Source organism: Streptomyces sp. NPDC002130, from assembly GCF_040296465.1.
In the GTDB taxonomy this organism is placed as follows: domain Bacteria; phylum Actinomycetota; class Actinomycetes; order Streptomycetales; family Streptomycetaceae; genus Streptomyces.
In genome coordinates this window covers 1-1,054 of record NZ_JBEOXI010001237.1, presented here as the reverse complement: position 1 = coordinate 1,054, position 1,054 = coordinate 1, and the positions used below count along the sequence as shown (strand labels likewise).

The 1,054-nt window shown below is 64.4% G+C and carries 1 protein-coding gene; it reads left to right on the top strand.

The genetic code is table 11. The features are described 5' to 3' along the window. Nucleotides 1-109 precede the first annotated feature (109 nt). Complete coding sequence (locus tag ABT116_RS49910) at nucleotides 110-1,015, top strand: hypothetical protein (RefSeq protein ID WP_351648395.1); 906 nt, start codon at nucleotides 110-112, stop codon at nucleotides 1,013-1,015. Nucleotides 1,016-1,054 lie beyond the last annotated feature (39 nt).

Below are 1,054 nucleotides of genomic sequence, written 5' to 3'. Positions count from 1 at the left end.
GACGCCAGGTCAGTATGTTTCGATCATCGTCGTCTTCGCCTTCGCGGTCGGCTGGTGCGAGTGGCGCCTGGGCACCAAGAACGCGGCCATCGTCACGATCAGCGGTCAGTTGGCGGGCGAACTGGGTGCATCGCTCCTCCTCTGGGCCGGCAGCCACACCGACTGGGATTGGGCCCGCAACCTCGCCACCCACCGCGACGTCGGTGTCACCACCGCCATCATCGCCGCACTCGCCGCAACCACCGCAACTCTGCGCTCACCCTGGCGAATGCGAGTGCGCGCCATCCTGTGTGCGTACATCGCCATCGCATTTCTCTTCGAAGGCCGCCTCGCCGACGTACAGCACCTCATCGCGGTCGCGATCTTCCTCCCGGTGGGCGAGAAGTTCTTCGGCGACGGAGAGCGTGGGTTCATCCCCCGAACCCGACGTGAGATCCGTCTGCTCGGATTCATCGGCCTGCTCCTGATCGGCGTGGTCGAGATCGCCGTCTGGTTGTTCCCCGGAAGCGGACCGTTCGGGCCGACGGAAGCCGAAACCGGTTCGGGCTGGACCGCATTGGTCGACGTGATCATCGTTGCCCTGATCGCGGATCAGTTGCGACGAGGTCGCCGCTGGGCCTGGTGGGTTGCTGTGGTCTTCGGTTCTCTGACGGTTTTGGCCACCGCCCTCGTCCTCGGTTCGGTCATCTTCTTCGACTACGAAAGCGCCGGCGCCGTCACGGTCGGTACCGCGCTGCTCTGGCTTCTCGAACTCATCTTGTTGATCAAGGGCCGTCACGCTTTTCACGTGCCGATGCGGCGCAAGATTCGAGGCGGGCCGCTGTCCGGGAACGATCCTCGCGCCGCTGCTCGGGAACTGCTCAAACAGCACGGCGGCGGAACCATGTCGTGGATGACGACGTGGGACGGCAACAATTACTACTTCGGTGAGTCGGGTGAGAGCGTCGTTGCATTCCAACGCCGGACTCAGCCAGGCCGTGGACCGCAGCGTCCGGGTGCTCGGGGGTGTTGTTGATGTGCGACCAGTCGACGAGGGTGGTGATCCCGGCGTTGA